Origin of the sequence: Evansella halocellulosilytica (assembly GCF_002335745.1) — a bacterium.
Taxonomy (GTDB): domain Bacteria; phylum Bacillota; class Bacilli; order Bacillales; family Salisediminibacteriaceae; genus Bacillus_CA; species Bacillus_CA halocellulosilytica.
On record NZ_NIST01000001.1, the window covers coordinates 5,465,640 to 5,483,402 of the forward strand.

Here is a 17,763-nt window from a genome sequence, read left to right on the forward strand (position 1 = left end):
GAAAACTGGAATCTCGAGAATGTGGAGGTCCCCCCTGCCCGGTCACGGATCACGCTGCGAATTCGGATTGATGGCTCTAAATGAGCATGATGTTTGGCAGCCAAAAAAGGTAGCTGGAAGTAAATCTTTTTACTGATACGGTCGAAGTCAACTTCAGATTTGGAGCTAGAGTCCGTAGCTTTTTTGAACATCCTCTATTAGAAGGAGTGAGAACATTGAGGAAAAAAACGAAGTCAGTGATCGTCTATTCATTACTCGTATTAGGCGCAATCGTGATGATCTTTCCATTTGTTTGGATGATCTCGACGTCGTTAAAATCACCGGTTGACGTGTATTCGTTAAATATTATTCCCGACAACCCTACATTGGAGAATTACATACGAATTTTCCAAGACACATTGTTTGGCAGGTGGTTTATTAATAGTCTAATTATTGCTGTTGTCACGACAATTAGTGTTGCGTTTTTTGATACACTTGTTGGCTATATTATTGCTAAATTTAAGTTTATTGGGAAAACGTTGATCTTTATCGCGATTTTAAGTACATTGATGGTTCCTACTGAAATGCTGATCATTCCTTGGTATTTAATGAGCTCTCAGTTTGGCTGGACTGACAGTTATTGGGGCTTGCTCTTCCCCGGACTTATGACTGGATTCGGTGTATTTTTGATGAAGCAGTTTATGGAGTCGATTCCCGATGATTTATTAGATGCAGCAAGGGTTGACGGTCTAGGGGAGTTCAAAATTTTTTGGAAGATTGCTATTCCGCAAGTGTGGCCAGCGATTTCCGCTTTATGTATTTTTACGTTTTTAAGTAATTGGAATGCCTTTCTCTGGCCACTCATCGTACTGGAGTCATCGGAAATTTTCACCTTGCCTGTTGGCCTTTCCTTCTTTGCATCAGGAGAATTTGAATCACGTTGGGAGCTCATCATGGCTGGTGCAACAATTACTGCCTTACCACTCATACTCGTGTTCTTCTTACTCCAGCGACATATTATAAAAGGGATAACTCTAACCGGGATGAAATAACGATGAACGTTCGACATTTTTCAGGATGTGCCTGGTACTTAGCGGGTACTTTTGCGGCGGAGGAGTATTATTCTCCTTCGCCGTAATGGTTCGACAAATTCCGGGAAGTGCCTGGCACTTAGTCGGGCACTTCAGTCGGAATCAGTTCAAAATCTTTAAGGGATCTCTTAAGCTCAAATAGTTTTTCATACATTTCATTGAATGACATTCCTTTATAAGCTGTGTGCCTCACTGTTCCTTCTGATAATTTTTCCAAAGACTTTATATAGATGTCTTCTCCATATACGATCCGTTTATTATCCCAATCTAAAAAGATACCAAACAATAAACCCCGACCCCTTTATAGATATTTAGAACCATCTATCATACTAGTCCTTTTTCCCTATACAGTCAAGGTTATTATTTCCCAAAAATGCAGAATTTAGTATTAATACGCTACACATAAACAAAAGAATTTATCGACATAATCTGAGATTATTCAGGAAGTGCCTGGCACTTGGCAATGCACTTAGTACTAGTTCTTTCGAACCTTACGGTTAATTCCATAATTTGCTAAGATGTTTCTGTTATTTGTGTAAAGTATTGGTGAATTTGGAAGGGAGTATTTAGGAATGGTATTCAAAAAAATCTTGGTCGCAGCTTTATTTATTTTATTAGTGGCTAGTGTAGTCGCTTGTGGAGATAACGAAGCGACTGGCGATAACATTGATAATGAAGACGAAATAGAAGAAAATGATACCGACACTGATGAAGATAGATCATCAGATGCCGATGATGAAAACGAAGAAAATAGTGAACGTGAATCTGTTGAAACATCTGTAGTTGAATCTAATATCGGTGAAGCCCCTGATGATCAAGGGGATCTTGAAGTACGATTAGAAATGACTGTTAAGGAATATGAAGATCATTATGAAATATCAGGAGAATCTAACCTCCTTCCAGGAACTAGAGTCCGGGTTAGACCCACTTCTGAAGACTATATCTTTTCTGGATATGACCGTTATGTAGACATTGAAGCTGATGGAAGTTTTGAAACAGAACTAAAACACCCACAAAAGTACGATACGGAAATCATTATTTTTTCAACAGTCAGCCCAGGCTCCCACCCTGCTGAAGTCCTCGACCTATACGGTGAAAACCTCGAAAATATGGAAGGACCATTTGTCCGGGTAAACTATAACACGATGACAAGTTATGAATATATTGCAGAAGCATCAGTGGCTTACATTCCGAATGAAGATGAATATGTCACATTGTCATCCGAAGTACCAGAATTGAATTTCCCAGATGACCAAGGCGAATTTGATGTGTGGATTGATGACGTTCATGTTGAACGTGATGATGAAAAATTTTATGTTACGGGTCGTACAAACTTAAAGGATGCAGCAAAGCTGCAAATCGAAGTCGATTTACCTGAGTACATTTCATTAGGCTATTCCAATACCACACCTGTATACCCAGATGGCTCATTTAATACATCGATTTATTATCCAGACAGTATTGATGAAGATGCTGAAATGAACATTGATATTAACTTCTTCCCTTATCGTAACCAAATGGAGTACATCACTGAACACTACGGTGAAGATGGGGAAAATCTATCAGGTGACTTAATCGAGAGTGAAAATCAAGAAAGGCAATATATTCAATTAAAATTAAATCTACAATAAATGAAATAAAAGAAACGAAGTAGCAGTCCATAAGAGGGCTGCTGCTTCGTTTATAAAAAAGAGACTTTTCATTTCCCAACTTAGCATTTTTTGTAAAAATAATTCACAAATATGAGGTAGTAATCATTTCGAGAAGTCCCAATTACGAAATTATTTGGGAATTGCTTTGCACTTTATTCCGTCGATAATTGCCAATTCACGCCATATTTATCGGTAACTTGGCCAAATAAAGGACTCCAGAACGTTTCTTGAAGTTCCATATGAACGTTCCCATCTTGCTTTAATTTTTCAAAAACTTCTTTCGTTTTTTCCGGATCATTGACCATAATCGTCACAGCAACTTGAGATCCAAGCTGATACTGCTGACCTGGAAATGTGTCTGAGAGCATCAGTGATGTATTGCCAACCTTTAAATTTGCATGCATAATACGATCTTTGGCTTCCTCCGGGATTGGAAATTCAGGATCTGGCATGTCTCCGAACGTTTGAATCCCTAAAACCTCTGCATTCAATGCATCTTCATAAAACTTGACTGCTTCTTGCCCATCACCGTTTAAGACTAAATAAGGGTTAATCGTAGTAATCATGTAACTCACCACTCCTTTGAATTAATGTACCTCGAAATAGAACATTTGTTCCCATATATAATACCACATATTTCATATTTATAGAACTTCCTTCTAACATTAATCGCTTCATTCATTCGACATAATTCGGGAAGTGACTGTCACTTAGCACCTGACACTCTTCTGCTTTAAAGCGCAAAAAATTTCATATTTACATGAACATATCCATATATTATGATAGTACGTAAATATTAAAAGATTCTGACAAGTTCATATGGGGGGAGAAATGGTATGAAAAAGAGATGGTACATAGGTTTCATAGCCGCTTTACTATTTAGTTTCTTACTAGCGGCATGTGGATCCGAAGAAGAAGTTGACGGTTCAGATGAAGGAGATGATAAAGATACCGACCAAGTAGAAGAAGAAACAGACGATTCTGATGAGGAAGAAACCGCCATTAGTTCCGATGACGAGGAATTGTTACGTATCGGTGCTAGTCAAATCGTGGAACACCCATCTTTAGATGCTGCTTTTGAAGGGTTTAAAGCAGGTCTTGCCGACAATGGTTTCGTAGAAGATGAGCAAGTAACATACGACTTACGAAATGCACAAGGTGACCAAAACAATACCCTTTCTATCGCTAATAATTTTGTCGCCGATGATGTTGACTTAATTTTTGCCAATTCGACACCGAGTTCACAAGGAGCATTGCAGGCGACAGATGATATTCCAATCATTTTCACGTCTGTGACAGATGCAGTAGGAGCCGGTTTAATTGAAGCACTCGATCAGCCTGGTGAAAACATTACGGGAGTTCTCGACCTTCATCCGGAATCAATTGAAAAAACAATTTCATTTATCGACGAATATTTCACTGATTCAACAGTCGGGTTAATTTACAATTCAGGTGAACAAAATTCCGTCGCCCAAATCGAATCGGTTGAAGCAGCAATTGAAGGCACTACCCTTGATGCAGCTACCCGCAGTGTATCAACCTCTGCTGAAGTCCAACAAGCAGCCGAATCACTCGTCGGTACAGCAGATGTATTCTTTGTTATTACCGATAACACCGTCGTATCTGCACTCGAAGTCGTCGTATCAACGGCAAATGACTTTGATATCCCACTCCTCGTTGGTGAACCAGACTCTTTGGAGCGAGGCGGATTTGCTACATTTGGCATTGACTACTATTCAATCGGCTATCGAGCTGGCGAAATGGCAGCTGAAGTGCTGAGCGGAGAAAAAACGACAGTCGACATTCCTGCAGAATATCCAGCTGATATGCAATTATTCATCAATCAATCAGCTGTAGAAGCTCAGTCAATCGATTGGCACGATGACTGGGACGAACTTGCAGAACTTGTTGAGTAAGAAAATGTGGCAGTCTCAAAAACAAAGTGTGAGGCAAAAACCTCTCATGTACGAGACTGCCTCATCTTTTATCTAGTAGAAAGGCAGGATACAAAATGTTTATTTCAACTTTTGGAGCTATTGAATCAGGTATCATTTATGCATTAATGGCACTTGGTGTTTATCTTTCCTTTCGAGTACTGGACTTTCCTGACTTAACAGTTGATGGAAGTTTTGTAACAGGAGCTGCCGTAGCCGCTGTCATGATCGTCTCAGGTCAATCACCAATCGTGGCTACCCTTGCTGCCATCGTGGCTGGATTCATCGCTGGTTGTGTAACCGGCCTGCTGCATACGAAAGGAAAAATTAACCCATTACTTTCAGGAATATTAATGATGATCGCACTCTATTCGATCAATCTCCGAATTATGGGACAATCGAACGTCCCGTTACTCAATGAATCGACATTGTTTACCCATATAAGAGCATCATGGGAATCGGCAGGGCTTGACCCATTTTTTAACAACATTCTTTCATCTATCGGATTATCCACATTCCCACGAACATGGAGTATTGTCTTTTTTGGACTTATTTTGATTATTATTGTAAAACTATTAACCGACTATTTTTTGAAAACAGAAGTCGGATTAGCCCTTCGTGCAACAGGTGATAACAAAAAAATGATCCGGAGTTTTTCGGCTAATACAGACGGACTGATTATCTTTGGTCTTGGACTGTCAAATGCGCTCGTTGCGTTCTCCGGAGCACTGATTGCTCAACTTGGCGGATTTGCCGATGTCGGTATGGGAATCGGGATGATTATTATCGGGCTCGCATCGGTCATCATTGGGGAAGCACTGTTCGGGACAAAGTCGATTGCGAGAATTACACTTGCCGTCATCGGGGGAGCTATCGTTTATCGAATCGTTGTCACCCTTGCCCTTCGCGTTGATTTTTTAGACACAGGTGATATGAAACTCATTACTGCTGTTATTGTCATTGCAGCCCTTGTCACACCCAAAATCCTTGATGCACGAAGAGAAAAACGACGCCGTCTAAAAAAGCGCGCAGACCTAGCGAAATTACAAGCTGCTAATGGAGGGAATAGTCATGCTGCACCTTAAACACGTCAACCTCACCTTTAATGAAGGAACTCTCGATGAAAAAAAAGCGTTGCAACATATCAATCTTTCATTGAATCATGGTGATTTTTTAACGATCATTGGCAGCAACGGCGCAGGGAAATCAACGATGATGAATGTCGTCTCAGGAAGCTTGCCCCCTGACGTAGGGGATGTGATTATTGACGAGAAACCAGTGACTAACCTGCCAGAATATAAACGTTCAAAAATGATTGGACGCGTCTTCCAAGATCCGATGGCGGGAACAGCACCCTCAATGACAATCGAAGAAAACTTAGCAATGGCCTATGCCCGGAATAAAAAACGAACGTTTAAAGTCGGAGTCACAAAAAAACGAAAAGAATTGTTTCGCGAGTATTTAGAAACGCTAAACCTTGGACTCGAGGATCGCCTTTCTGCTAAGGTAGGCTTGTTATCGGGTGGTGAGCGTCAAGCACTTTCATTATTAATGGCGACTTTTACGGAACCGAAGCTGCTTCTTCTCGATGAACATACAGCGGCACTCGATCCTTCTCGCGCCGAGCTCATTACAAAATTAACGGATGACATTGTCAAAAAGTTCAACTTGACAACGTTAATGGTGACTCATAATATGCAACAGGCACTTGACCTCGGCAACCGATTAATTATGATGGATAAAGGACAAATTATTTTCGATGTCGCAGGTGAAGAAAAACAAAACTTAACGATCGAAAAGCTATTACAAGAATTCCAACGAATCCGCGGAGAAAAAATGGCGAATGACAAAGCTGTATTAGGGTAATCAACATGTGAGAGTACAAAGAAAGAGCCAGTGGATTACAAAAGATCCACGGCTCTATGTTTGTTCGACAAAATTTGGGAAGTGCCTGGCACTTGCCTGAAGGGCGGCTCCTAATACGATGCCGGTGTCACCTAATTGCGAGAAGACGATTTTCGCCTCACTTTTATACGGTTCGGTTAAATACATGTTCGACTTTTCTTCAATTAAGTCCCTTAACTCTTTAAAATTTTCTAATAATGATCCGCTTAACAACAATATTTCAGGGTTGTATAAATAAAAGATATTTGTAATCGTCGACACGATATACGTCGTCACTCGATCGATAATGTTTACAGCCCACGTCTCTTCATTATTATAAAACTCGATTAGTTCATGCAAAGAGTCAACTTGTTTTACTTTTCTCGCTTGTTCTAAGATCGATGACTTTGTTACAACAGTCGTTAAACAGCCAAACTTACCGCATTTACACAAACTCCCGTTAATATCTACTACTGTATGGGCAATTTCTCCAGCGAAGTTATTTTCCCCTCGGTAAAACTCACCGTTCATAATAATCGCTGACCCTATCCCTGATCCAATCCCAATTAAAACAGAGCTTCTAGAATTTTTCGCTGCCCCGTACATATATTCAGCCATCGCTTTCATCTTTAAATCGTTATCGACAATGACCTTTAATCCTGTCATGTCCGCTAACATCTTCGCAGCAGGAATATCATGCCAGCCTAATTGTGTTGAGAGCGTTACATACCCGCTTTCATAATTGATATAACCAGGCATACCGACAGCTATCCCTGCTACTTTCTCTTTCGTAATCCCATATTCGTCGATACACTTATCAATTAATAGACTCATATTTTTTAAAGTGACCTTATAATCCTCATCCGGAGGCTTTGCTACCTTTTTAATATAAGCCAATTGATCATTGAAGTTTAAGATCCCGACTTTTATTGACTTTTCGGTTAAGTCTACACCAATCGTATAAAAAGCATCGTCACAAATGTCGAGTAAATTAGCCTTTCTTCCGACACCGGAAGAAATTAAATCCGTTTCCTTAACAAACCCGTCATGTTCCAATTCCTGAACAATTCTAGAGATCGAAGTCGGACTCATATTCGTTCTTTTTGAAATGTCTGCTCTGGACACTGGACCGGAACTTTTGATAATGTCCAGCACCCATTTCTTATTTTGTTTTTTTATATATAAATTGTCGTGTTTTTCCATTTTACTACCTCAATTTTCAACGATAATGATCAACTTTTATAGTTATGCTCTATAGAGATTGTTGATTTTAGTAAAGTTCATGATGAAAAGCAGCTTTTTCGTTGCCTTCGAGGACACCTGTTCCGTTATCCCCTCCAAAACACAAGTCATCGTTGACATTTTCATTCAATAGAGGATCGTGTGGCCGCAAAGATTCAATAATTAGCCTTTTCGTCACAGATAGCGGTTCCTATGGCCGCTCAACCTCGCAGGCGAGCTGAAGTTCTTTTTGACGGACAACAGATCACTTATTTGACTAAAAAGCAGCTTTTTCGTTGCTTTCGAGGACACCTGTTCCGTTATCCCCTCCAAAAAACAAGTCATCGTTGACTTTTTCATTCAATAGAGGATCGTGTGGCCGCAAAGATCCAATAATCAGCCTTTTCGTCACAAATAGCGGTTCCTATGGCCGCTCAATCTCGCAGGCGAGCTGAAGTTCTTTTTGACGGACAACAGATCACGTATTTGATTAAAAAAAGCGCAAGGCGCCCGCATATCGGCGACACTCTTACCTGCGACGAGTAACCGCAGGAGCAACGAGCGATTCTCCGCTGAATTCTCTACGAGCTGCTTCGACGCATTCTCTTCTTCGATTACTCTTGCAGAGGAAGAAGCACAGAGGCTGCGACGAGTAACCGCAGGAGCAACGAGCGACTCTACTCTGAATTCTCTACGAGCTGCTTCGACGCATTCTCTTCTTCGATTACTCTTGCAGAAGAAGAAGCACAGAGGCTGCGACGAGTAACCCAGGAGCAACGAGCGACTCTACTCTGAATTCTCTACGAGCTGCTTCGACGCATTCTCTTCTTCGATTATACTTGCAGAGGAAGAAGCACAGAGGCTGCGACGAGTAACCGCAGGAGCATTGTTTTTCTGCGACGAGTAACCGCAGGAGCAAGCGCTGCCTCTTCCTCTTCTAGCATCTCTCTGTGGATATATCCTCCGAGACAACTCGCAAGATAAGAACTTCGGCTAAAACCCCCCGCGTCCTGCGGGAACGCCGAAGTCACCACATCCGTGTGGAAGCTCGCGTAATAAACGCTCGTGCCTGCTAGTCTAGACAGCAATCGAGAGGTTGAAATTTTATACTTTCTTACTTAGTGAAAAACGCAGGACTCCTGCACCGAGCATACATCCACGGGCAGGAGGTCCTACTAACAGGATGTCACAGGACATGGCGTTTTGCCCGGGTGACTTACATCATCATCTTAGCAATAAAACGACGAACTGCCTTAATATTTAAACTTTTCGATATACTTTACTGCCTCTTTTATTTCTTCAATCGGATTATGATCTACTTCTCTTTCTATCGTTAAGTATCCATTATAATTAATTTTCTGTAAAGTCGAAAAATACGTTTCGAAATCTACTGAACCTTGACCTAGAGGAACTTCTCTGAAATATTTACCAGAAGAAACCATCTCCGCAATTTGATCATGATCCGTTCCTCCTCCATAACCTAGAAAGCCGTAAACATCTCTTGGATCAACTTGCTTTAACATCATCCCGTCCTTTACATGTGTATGGACGATATAATCTTTCAACAACTCGACACCTTTCACTGGATCATCTCCGGTTACCATGACCATATTTGCCGGATCGAAATTGACAGATACACCGTTCGTACTTAAAGAATCTAGAAACTCTTTCAATCTATTTGCAGGTTCAGGTCCGGTTTCGATCGCAAAATAAGCGTTCATCTGCTTGGCATAAACCCCTAATTCTTCGCATGCTTTCAACATTTCTTCATGAATTTCACTATCTTTGTTTTCTGGAATAATTCCAATATGCGTTGTGACGATATTCGTTCCTAACTCTACAGCTAAGTCAACAATTCGTTTTGACTTCTCAATTTTTGCAGGATTCTCAGTCTTATCTTGAAAACCATGGCCACCTAAATCCCCACATAACGCTGCAATATCCAAGTTAAGTGAGTGAATATAGTCTTTTAATTGTTTACGAGCATTCGTATTCAAGCTTTCCGGGGCCATTTCTCCATCAACAGCATAAATTTGAACACCATCAGCATTCATATCATGAGCCGTTTTTAATCCTTCTCGCAGTGGAAGACGAAAGTTATCAACGATTACACCAATTTTATTTGAGAGTTTTGTTTCAGGTGCCATTATTGAAAGACCACCTCACTCTTTTTTTCCGCCGCTTCATAAATACCGCACAATATTTTCATCATTTCTACCCCATCTTCAACCGGTGCAACTGTTTCTTCCTCGAATAAACAACTGCGGACAAATTGGTCGATTTCATTTTGAAAGGCATTTTCGAAATCGAATGAGAGATGGTCGATTTGCGGATCAATATTTAAGATCGTATCATTTGCTTCTGTTATGATTTTTAATGCGGGCTCTAGTTCTGCTCCCCCTTTTGTTCCATACAATTTGACGCCAACTTCATCCTCTTTCGCATGAAGTGTGTATGAAACATCGACCATGAGTGAAGCACCGTTTTCGAACGTAATGAGAGCATTCGCTAAATCTTCAACCGAATTTTTTCTCGCATCATAATCAGCTGCTTTATAAAAACTTAAGTTTTTCACGTTAGCACGATTTCCTAGTTTTGTATACGTATTCCCGGTTATCGTTTTTACTTTCGGACGCCCCATTAAATACCAGCAAATATCAATAACATGCACACCTAAATCAATTAATGGACCTCCACCCGATTTTTCTTTATTAGCAAACCAGCCGCCGGGATTCCCGTGACGTCGCAGACATGATGCTTTTGCATAATAAATCTCACCTAATTGCCCTTCGTCAATGAACGATTTTAACACTTTTGTGTTCGTCCCGAACCTTCTGACAAACCCGACCTGGACAATTTTATCCGACTGTTTTGCAGCCTTTTCGACTTGATTAGCTTCTTCTACATTCATCGATAACGGTTTTTCCACTAACACATGTTTCCCAGCATGAAGTGCCTTAATCGTAAGGTCCGTGTGGGTGTTGTTCCACGTACATATACTGACTGCATCTACTTGTGAATCTTGAAAAACTTCATCTAAACTATGATAGACGATGTCTGCCTCATATTCCTTTGCTTTTTTTTCGGCTCTTTCTACTGAGTAATCGTAAACTCCTCGCAAATGAACATGTTCGTTTGCTTGATAGGCTTTGAAATGCAAGTCTGAGATTGTTCCTGTCCCGATAATACAAACATTTAGTCTCTCCATGAAGAAAAACCACCTTTTTTTCAATATTGATTACGCTTCATTCCACAATCTTTTCAAGTTGGCCATTCCAATCCTTGAGCCTAACTGACAATCTTCCATTCCTTCAAATTCAACCGTAATATAACCGTCAAACCCTGAATTTTTCACTAAATTAATCACTTCACGAATATTAATATCTCCATGCCCGATAATTGCGCCGCGGAGATAATTTTTATTTACTGTAATAAACCACTTTCCTTCGCCCGGATTTTCATAATAAGGACGAATATAAAAATCTTTGAAATGAACACGATTAGCATATTGAATATTTTTTTTCACCCCTACAAGAGGGTCTTCATCGGCACATAAAAAGTTTCCTATATCCAATGTCGTTTTAAAGTTTTCCCGATCAACCGCATGAAGGACTCGTTGAACTCTATCACTCGACTGAACATTAAAACCATGGTTTTCAATCGTCGTCGTCATATCATATTGAGCAGCATAATCTGCAAGGATCTGGCTTCCTTTTACCATTTTCGAAAAATGTTGATCAAAATAATGAATCGTCATTTCTTCGTCTTTCAATTGAAATGATGTTAAATCATGGCGGATACTGTTAATTCCTAACCGGTTGGCAATATCAATATGTTTTCTAATCCGTTCAATTTCCTCTTCAAATTCTTGCTCGGTCTCTTGACATAAGTTTGCCGGAAAAGAGTAGCCTGATAATTCAATATTAGCCGCTTTCGCTTTTTCTTTTATTTCGTCTGCTAGCTCCTCGTTATCGACGACTGAATATCCGTATGGGACGAGCTCCATATGCTCCCCGCCGTTATCTGCAACCCATTGAATCGCATCTAAAATGCTCAATTTCCCCGACTGAATGTCACTTAATAAACTGTACGAACTTAATCCTACTTTCATTCCAATCACTCCTTCATTTGAATAGTCTTTAAAGGCAAATCTTCCTGTTTCCTTTCTTCATATAAGTGACAGGCGACAAGGTGTTCTGATTCCATCCGGTGCGTTAAAGCTGGGTCTGTCTGCCTGCATACATCCATTGCATCAGGACAACGCGTATGAAATTTACAGCCTGCAGGAGGATTTACAGGACTCGGAATATCTCCTTTTAAAATGATTCTCTCTCGTTTCATTTTTGGGTCAGGAATAGGGACTGAAGAAAGTAATGCCTTCGTATATGGATGCTTCGGGTTTGAAAAAACCTCGTTTTTTGACCCACACTCAACGATTTTCCCTAAATACATTACCGCAATTTGATCACTAATATGTTCAACGACACTTAGGTCATGTGAAATAAATAAGTAAGTTAATTGAAATTCTTCTTTTAAATCTTTTAATAAATTTAATATTTGCGATTGTACGGAAACATCCAGCGCAGAGACTGGTTCATCAGCAATAATTAATTGCGGCTTCAGGATTAATGCTCTCGCAATTCCGATTCGCTGTCTTTGACCACCGCTGAATTCATGGGCATACCGCTCTGCCTGACTTTCATTTAACCCTACTACTTCAAGGATTTCAGACACTAATCTATTTTTCTCGGCTTTCGTTTTTTTCGTATGAATGACTAAAGGCTCTGATACGATATCTTTCACTTTCATACGAGGGTTTAGTGATGCGTATGGATCTTGGAAAACCATTTGCATCTTTTTTCGAATGTGACCGAGATTCGTTTCTTTCTTCTGCGAAATCTCTTCCCCATCAAACCAAATTTCCCCACTTGTTGGAGTTGTGAGTCGTGAAATTAACCTGCCTGTCGTTGACTTCCCACAGCCGCTCTCACCGACTAAACAAAACGTTTCACCTTCGTTTAAATGAAACGATACATCATTTACTGCATGTAATATTTTTTTCTTATCAAAAATACCGTTTTTAATGTGGAACGATTTTTTTAATCGATTGACTTCTAACAGTTTTTTTGCCACTCGCACACCTCCCCTACTTTTCAAATAGCCAGCAGCTGCAGCTACGACCTTGGCTTATCTTTGTCATTTCAGGCTCCTTCTCTAAACATATTGGCATTACATCCTCACAACGGGGAGCAAACTTGCAGCCTTCGATCTTTTCGGTTGGATCAGGAACTTTGCCTCGAATCGAACTGAGCCGTGCTTTGTTTTGACCAATTTTAGGTACCGATTCGATTAATCCTTTCGTATATGGATGCTTCGGATCCTCAAACAACTCATTGACATCCGCTTCTTCGACAACCCTTCCCGCGTACATGACAACGACTCTGTCACACATTTCCGCGACAACACCTAAGTCGTGCGTAATTAATAACATCGACATGTTCTCTTCTCGTTGTAGCTGCCTCATTAAATCGAGAATCTGTGCCTGAATCGTGACATCGAGAGCGGTCGTCGGCTCATCAGCTATAAGCAATTCAGGGTGACAGGACATCGCAATCGCAATCATGACACGTTGGCGCATCCCTCCGGACAACTGATGCGGGAATTCACTCATAATTTCGTTTGGACGAGGAATGCCTACTTTCGTTAACATACCAATTGCGTGTTGTTTCGCTTGTTTTTGTCGATATCCTAAATGGAGTCGAATCGGTTCCATAATTTGTTCGCCAATCTTCATAACAGGATTTAATGACGTCATCGGCTCTTGAAAAATCATCGCAATTTGTTTACCGCGAATTTTTCTCATTTTTGCTTCAGATACATTCGTAATATCGTTGCCATTAAACCTGATTTGCCCGCCACAAATCTCACCTGACGTCCCCTTAAATAGCCGCATAATTGAAATAGACGTAAGACTCTTTCCGCATCCCGACTCACCGACTAGCCCTACTATTTCTCCTTTATGAATATGAAAATGAACACCGTGTAAAATCTTTATTTCTTCTTTGTCCTTCAAAAATTGAGTTTGTAAATCATCTACCTCCAGGATTCGCTCCTCCATGAAAGATTTCTCCTTTTAATCATTCTTCGTTTTAGGGTCTAATACATCACGCAAACCGTCTCCAATAAGGTTAAAGGCTAATACAGTAAGGAATATCGCGACACCCGGCATGATGACGATATGTGGAGATGTACCTAAGTAATCTCGTCCCATCGTCAACATCGCTCCCCAATCAGGCGTTTCCGGACTCGCCCCTAAGCCTAGAAAACTTAAGCTGGCAGCCGCAAGTATAGCTGTCCCGATTCTCATCGTGAAAAATACGAGTAAACTGCTGAATGTCTCGGGAAATACGTGTTTCAGGATAATCCTCTTTTTGTTCGCTCCCATAGACCGCGCTGCTTCAACGAATAACGTCTCCTTCACTTCTAACGTTGCCCCTCGAATAAGCCGAGCAAAGGACGGAACGCTGAATACAGCGATTGCAATAACGACATTAATAAGCCCAGGTCCTAAAATTGCGATAATCGCAATGGCTAAAATAATGTCCGGGAACGCGAACATGACATCACTAGACCTCATAATGAACCGGTCTAATATGCCGCCAAAGAAGCCACTAATCAACCCTAAAGCGGTCCCGACTACTGCACCAAGAAAAACAGAAATAAAACTGACACTTAATGAAATTCTCGTTCCGTAAATGAGACGGCTGAATATATCACGGCCATATTCATCCGTACCTGCGATATGACTTACAGAAGGTCCAGCTAGAATTGAACTATAATTCGGTTCATATGGATCATACGGTGTTAAATAAGGTCCAATAACCGCTACAATGATCATCAGCAGGAGAAAAATACTTGCCATGAAAGCAACTTTTTTCCGTTTCCAATTTTTCCAAAATTCCTTTACTGGTGAATATTGATTTTTTGCTGCGAACGTTCCTGTTCTCTGAGGATCCTTTTTTAAAGCCTCCATTCGAATTCCCCCCATGCTAAGAACCCATTGTCCTAATTTTCGGATTTAAAACACTGTACAAAATATCAACAAGAAGGTTGACCAAAATAAACTGGACGGAAAAAAGCAGCAGTAATGCTTGAATGACAGGGTAATCGCGAAAGGCAATTGAATCGATGAGCAGACGCCCCATCCCCGGAAAACTAAAGACCGTTTCAACGACGACAGAACCACCAAGTAAAAATCCAAATTGTAAACCGGTAATCGTTACAACAGAGATCATCGAATTTCTCAATGCGTGCTTTGGAATAATAATCAATTCCCTTAACCCTTTTGCTCTCCCGGTTCGAATAAAGTCGGCACCGAGCGTTTCAAGTAATGATGACCTCGTAAAGCGAGCAATCATTGCCATAATCCCTGCTCCTAGAGCTATCGATGGCAAAATAAAATGTTTCCAACTGTCAGCTCCTCCAGTCGGCAGCCACCCTAATTGGACAGAAAATAATTGAATAAGGATTAACCCGAGCCAAAAGCCAGGAATCGATATTCCAGAAACGGCTGTAAGCATCCCTAAACTATCAGGCCATTTATTTTTGAAAACTGCGGACACTGTCCCAATAATAATTCCGAAGATAAAGGCCCAAATGATACTGAATAACGTAAGTAATACCGAATTTTTAAAACGATTTTCAAACATTTCCGTTACGGGAAGACCCGTTTTTAAAGAGCTGCCAAGATCTCCTTGAAAAATTCCATTCATATATGAAACATATTGTAACGCGATCGGATCATTCAGCCCCATTTCCTCTCTGATCTTATTGACTTCATCTAGATTAGCATCCGGTCCTACAACTAACCGAGCAGGGTCACCAGGGATTAAGTGAATGAAGAAAAAAATGAGCATCGAGACAATCAATAAGGTCGGAATTAATTCCAGTATTTTCTTACCCACATACCGAAACATATTCGTCCCTCCTTTCTGGACAAACAAAACTTGGCTTGTCGTTAAAGAGGTTCTCAGCAAGTAAATTATTTTGCCTAGAAACCCTTATGCTTCGTACAAGTCTTAATGCAATGGTGAAAGCCTTAGTTTCAGTTATACGATCATCCATAGGTTTTATAAATTCTGTTAAGACAAAAAGGAATGGGGTGCAGACACACCCCGTACCTTTTGTGTCTCAATTAACTCAGACCTTATTTGATTTTTGCGTGATTCACATTGATTCGGCCATTTGGTGTAACGAATACGCCATCTACATGATCACGTAATGCATAAATGTTTTCGTCGGACGCTAAGAAAATCCAAGGAGCTTCTTCATAAATCTTTTGCTGGACATTCCCATAGGTTTCATATTGTAAGTCTGAATCTGTCACTGTGTTCGCTTCTTGCAGCCAGCTGTCAACCTCTTCATCGCTAAAATAAGCAGAATTACCGCCACCTGGAGGGAAGCTGTCGCCACCAAGAATCGGTCTAATCATATGGTCAGTGTCAGACGGATAACCTCCCCAGCTTACATACCACATTTCAACTTCCGCTTCTTCTGGTGTATGCCCGCCATAAATTCTGTCTGATAATGTTCCTTCTTCCATTGAAAGAACTTCTAAATCTACACCAATTTGCGAAAGCTGTTGTTGAATAAACTGCATCCCTCTTACAGTATTCGAGTTCGTATTACCCCAAATTTCTGCCGAAAAGCCGTCTTCATACCCGGCTTCTGCCAATAGAGCTTTCGCTTTCTCAAGGTCGTAATCATACGATTGCTGCTCCTGGTAATTGAAGATCGTATTTGGAAGTACTGAATCTAATGGAGAGGCATAACCAGCCATCACTACTTCAATAAAAGCGTCTTTGTCTATTGCATAATTTAACGCTTGTCGAACGCGCGGATCATCAAAAGGCTCTTTCATCGTATTTAATGAAATATAATTAGCAATCGTAGAGTTGTTCGTTTCGACAATTATATTTTCATCTGCTTCCAGCTCATCAAGGTTTTGTGTCGGTGCCGGGAAAATAAAATCGGCTTCCCCTGTTTGCAGCATTGCGACACGCGCCCCATTTTCTGGAACAGGTCTATACGTGATTTTTTCTACCGTTGCTTGGCCATCATTCCAATAATCCTCGAACAATTCAATCGTTAAATGATCGCCTTGAACCCATTCAACAAACTGATAAGGTCCTGTTCCGACTAGAGTTTGTGATAAGTCTGCGTCTTCTTCGAGTGCTTTCGGACTAACCATTCCAGCAGGAACAATTTTCGTTAAAATGTTACTGTTAGGCTGTTCAAGGGTCATTTTTATTTCATATTCATCGACGATTTCTATTTCGGTTATCTCATTAAACCCTCTGCTATATAAACGAAGGTTCTTATCAGGATCACGGATCCTTTCGAAATTCGCTTCGACAACTTCGGCATTGAATGCAGCCCCATCATGGAACGTAACGCCTTCACGCAGTTTAAATGTCACTTCGGTTGCCTCATCATTCACTTCAAACTCTTCTGCAAGCATCGGCACAATTTCTCCATCTTGCTCTGCAATGAGACCTTCATACATGGCAGATTGAACAGCATTGGAGTTGCGATCTCCAGTGTTGTGTGGGTCCATCGTTATAAAGTTTTCATTCACAGCAATCACTAATTCATTTTCTTGATCACTCGCTTCTGCATCAGACCCTCCATCCTCCTCTTCCGCAACGTCTGAATCAGCTGCATCCTCGTCTTCTTCTGCACCACTAGGTTCCTCAGAGGAACAAGCAACAATTAAAACCGACAAGAGCAACAACGACAGAATGTGAAAAATCTTAGCTTCTTTCACCTGATTAATCCCCCTTAAAATGATTTAATATTTAAACTAGCCGTTCAAGACGACTAATTTATTTCATTTTGTACAAGACGTTGTTAAGCTTTCAGTTTGATCTGTCTTATCTAAGAAGCTCCTTTTATAACACGGCATTAAAAACGAAGCTGATTATTCTGTTAAATTCGCGTAAT

At 40.6% G+C, this 17,763-nt stretch carries 16 protein-coding genes; 5 read left to right on the forward strand and 11 right to left on the reverse strand.

Annotated features, from left to right (window positions below):
- The first annotated feature begins 206 nt into the window (after window positions 1-206).
- Entirely contained in the window at window positions 207-1,031 is an 825-nt protein-coding gene (locus CD001_RS25640) for a carbohydrate ABC transporter permease (protein WP_257009947.1), read from the forward strand.
- Between the two features lie 118 nt (window positions 1,032-1,149).
- Here the strand turns inward: CD001_RS25640 and CD001_RS25645 are convergent, their stop codons facing one another.
- Complete coding sequence (locus CD001_RS25645; RefSeq protein ID WP_096190395.1) at window positions 1,150-1,356, reverse strand: hypothetical protein; 207 nt, start codon at window positions 1,354-1,356, stop codon at window positions 1,150-1,152.
- Window positions 1,357-1,642: 286 nt separating this feature from the next.
- On the opposite strand from CD001_RS25645, the gene CD001_RS25650 reads away from it, so the two are divergent.
- On the forward strand, window positions 1,643-2,701 hold the full coding sequence (locus tag CD001_RS25650) for a hypothetical protein (protein ID WP_096190396.1): 1,059 nt from the start codon (window positions 1,643-1,645) through the stop codon (window positions 2,699-2,701).
- 173 nt (window positions 2,702-2,874) lie between these two features.
- Here the strand turns inward: CD001_RS25650 and CD001_RS25655 are convergent, their stop codons facing one another.
- Entirely contained in the window at window positions 2,875-3,288 is a 414-nt protein-coding gene (locus tag CD001_RS25655; protein ID WP_096190397.1) for a VOC family protein, read from the reverse strand.
- A gap of 270 nt (window positions 3,289-3,558) precedes the next feature.
- Between CD001_RS25655 and CD001_RS25660 the strand changes: the two genes are divergently transcribed.
- From CD001_RS25660 to CD001_RS25670, 3 genes are all read left to right on the forward strand, one after another.
- Complete coding sequence (locus tag CD001_RS25660; protein WP_096190398.1) at window positions 3,559-4,638, forward strand: ABC transporter substrate-binding protein; 1,080 nt, start codon at window positions 3,559-3,561, stop codon at window positions 4,636-4,638.
- A 95-nt stretch (window positions 4,639-4,733) separates the two neighbouring features.
- A complete protein-coding gene (locus CD001_RS25665; protein ID WP_096190399.1) occupies window positions 4,734-5,741 on the forward strand; it encodes an ABC transporter permease in 1,008 nt (335 codons plus the stop codon).
- The gene (locus CD001_RS25670) at window positions 5,728-6,522 is read left to right on the forward strand and encodes an ABC transporter ATP-binding protein (protein ID WP_096190400.1); all 795 of its coding nucleotides are present in this window, start codon (window positions 5,728-5,730) and stop codon (window positions 6,520-6,522) included. Before CD001_RS25665 ends, CD001_RS25670 begins: the two co-directional genes overlap by 14 nt.
- A 54-nt stretch (window positions 6,523-6,576) precedes the next feature.
- Here the strand turns inward: CD001_RS25670 and CD001_RS25675 are convergent, their stop codons facing one another.
- The 9 genes from CD001_RS25675 to CD001_RS25715 all read right to left on the reverse strand — a co-directional run bounded on the left by CD001_RS25675 (window position 6,577) and on the right by CD001_RS25715 (window position 17,587).
- Window positions 6,577-7,743: an ROK family transcriptional regulator gene (locus tag CD001_RS25675; RefSeq protein WP_096190401.1), complete on the reverse strand. Its 1,167-nt coding sequence runs from the start codon at window positions 7,741-7,743 to the stop codon at window positions 6,577-6,579.
- Between the two features lie 1,271 nt (window positions 7,744-9,014).
- On the reverse strand, window positions 9,015-9,908 hold the full coding sequence (locus tag CD001_RS25680; RefSeq protein WP_096190402.1) for a sugar phosphate isomerase/epimerase family protein: 894 nt from the start codon (window positions 9,906-9,908) through the stop codon (window positions 9,015-9,017).
- Entirely contained in the window at window positions 9,908-10,969 is a 1,062-nt protein-coding gene (locus tag CD001_RS25685) for a Gfo/Idh/MocA family protein (protein WP_096190403.1), read from the reverse strand. The genes CD001_RS25680 and CD001_RS25685 overlap by 1 nt, the downstream gene beginning before the upstream one ends.
- Window positions 10,970-10,999: 30 nt before the next feature.
- Window positions 11,000-11,872 carry a sugar phosphate isomerase/epimerase family protein gene (locus CD001_RS25690; RefSeq protein ID WP_096190404.1) on the reverse strand — a complete coding sequence of 291 codons (873 nt, stop codon included), beginning with the start codon at window positions 11,870-11,872 and terminating at the stop codon, window positions 11,000-11,002.
- 5 nt (window positions 11,873-11,877) lie between these two features.
- Window positions 11,878-12,894 (reverse strand): ABC transporter ATP-binding protein, encoded by a 1,017-nt coding sequence (locus CD001_RS25695; protein ID WP_096190405.1) that lies wholly within the window; start codon window positions 12,892-12,894, stop codon window positions 11,878-11,880.
- Window positions 12,895-12,907: 13 nt separating this feature from the next.
- On the reverse strand, window positions 12,908-13,879 hold the full coding sequence (locus tag CD001_RS25700; protein ID WP_096190406.1) for an ABC transporter ATP-binding protein: 972 nt from the start codon (window positions 13,877-13,879) through the stop codon (window positions 12,908-12,910).
- A 15-nt stretch (window positions 13,880-13,894) separates the two neighbouring features.
- On the reverse strand, window positions 13,895-14,794 hold the full coding sequence (locus CD001_RS25705; RefSeq protein ID WP_096190407.1) for an ABC transporter permease: 900 nt from the start codon (window positions 14,792-14,794) through the stop codon (window positions 13,895-13,897).
- 16 nt (window positions 14,795-14,810) lie between these two features.
- Entirely contained in the window at window positions 14,811-15,737 is a 927-nt protein-coding gene (locus CD001_RS25710; RefSeq protein WP_096190408.1) for an ABC transporter permease subunit, read from the reverse strand.
- A 230-nt stretch (window positions 15,738-15,967) separates the two neighbouring features.
- Complete coding sequence (locus CD001_RS25715) at window positions 15,968-17,587, reverse strand: glutathione ABC transporter substrate-binding protein (RefSeq protein WP_096190409.1); 1,620 nt, start codon at window positions 17,585-17,587, stop codon at window positions 15,968-15,970.
- Between the last annotated feature and the right edge of the window lie 176 nt (window positions 17,588-17,763).

Excerpts from the sequence above, each read along its gene's own strand:
- CD001_RS25650 (WP_096190396.1), top strand. The coding sequence starts at position 1,643 with ATGGTATTCAAAAAAATCTTGGTCGCAGCTTTATTTATTTTATTAGTG.
- CD001_RS25655 (WP_096190397.1), bottom strand. The coding sequence starts at position 3,288 with ATGATTACTACGATTAACCCTTATTTAGTCTTAAACGGTGATGGGCAA.
- CD001_RS25660 (WP_096190398.1), top strand. The coding sequence starts at position 3,559 with ATGAAAAAGAGATGGTACATAGGTTTCATAGCCGCTTTACTATTTAGT.
- CD001_RS25665 (WP_096190399.1), top strand. The coding sequence starts at position 4,734 with ATGTTTATTTCAACTTTTGGAGCTATTGAATCAGGTATCATTTATGCA.
- CD001_RS25670 (WP_096190400.1), top strand. The coding sequence starts at position 5,728 with ATGCTGCACCTTAAACACGTCAACCTCACCTTTAATGAAGGAACTCTC.
- CD001_RS25675 (WP_096190401.1), bottom strand. The coding sequence starts at position 7,743 with ATGGAAAAACACGACAATTTATATATAAAAAAACAAAATAAGAAATGG.
- CD001_RS25680 (WP_096190402.1), bottom strand. The coding sequence starts at position 9,908 with ATGGCACCTGAAACAAAACTCTCAAATAAAATTGGTGTAATCGTTGAT.
- CD001_RS25685 (WP_096190403.1), bottom strand. The coding sequence starts at position 10,969 with ATGGAGAGACTAAATGTTTGTATTATCGGGACAGGAACAATCTCAGAC.
- CD001_RS25690 (WP_096190404.1), bottom strand. The coding sequence starts at position 11,872 with ATGAAAGTAGGATTAAGTTCGTACAGTTTATTAAGTGACATTCAGTCG.
- CD001_RS25700 (WP_096190406.1), bottom strand. The coding sequence starts at position 13,879 with ATGGAGGAGCGAATCCTGGAGGTAGATGATTTACAAACTCAATTTTTG.
- CD001_RS25705 (WP_096190407.1), bottom strand. The coding sequence starts at position 14,794 with ATGGAGGCTTTAAAAAAGGATCCTCAGAGAACAGGAACGTTCGCAGCA.
- CD001_RS25710 (WP_096190408.1), bottom strand. The coding sequence starts at position 15,737 with ATGTTTCGGTATGTGGGTAAGAAAATACTGGAATTAATTCCGACCTTA.